1 protein-coding gene is annotated in these 531 nt (G+C 39.5%); it reads left to right on the top strand.

Features of this window, described 5'->3' with window-relative positions:
- Positions 1–63: 63 nt before the first annotated feature.
- Positions 64–501 (top strand): GNAT family N-acetyltransferase, encoded by a 438-nt coding sequence (locus tag ACP45E_RS00265; protein WP_026026766.1) that lies wholly within the window; start codon positions 64–66, stop codon positions 499–501.
- The last annotated feature ends 30 nt before the right edge of the window (positions 502–531 follow it).

Genomic DNA, 531 nt, shown 5'->3' with positions numbered 1-531 from the left:
GCCGCTTAGCAGAGCGTTATATGCTTGGAGAATGCGATGCACAAAGTTTAAGTTTATGAGTTAATTGAAAGCGATTTCAATTATGTACTCGACTTGCTCCAAGATGAGCAAGCGATGAAATATTTAGGTCCAAGACGTGCACTTTCACATGAAGAATCTGAAAAGCGGTTTTCTAATGAGCTGGAAGCGCCGTCAAGGTTTGCATTCCGCGATGTAGAAACGAAGGAGTTTGTGGGGTTCTGTGGGCTTAAGTTAATTGATAGCGAGTTAGATTTTGGTTACTTCCTTCGTCGAAAATACTGGGGGCAAGGCTTAGCGAAAGTAATGTGTAACATTGCAATTGAAAAGCTTTCTCCTACGACAGATTTTAGCAAAGTAAAAGTGTTTATAGCCGATGATAATATTGGCAGTATTAAAGTGGCTCAAAGTTTAGGCTGGCAACAAAAGTGCAAATCCAGTAACAAATTTGAGTCGGGGTATTTGTATCAAATACGCATATAACAAGCACTTTAAACGGAACAAAAACAGTTG

Origin of the sequence: Vibrio genomosp. F10 str. 9ZD137 (assembly GCF_049974785.1) — a bacterium.
In the GTDB taxonomy this organism is placed as follows: domain Bacteria; phylum Pseudomonadota; class Gammaproteobacteria; order Enterobacterales; family Vibrionaceae; genus Vibrio.
This window is presented reverse-complemented; position numbering and strand designations above follow the sequence as displayed.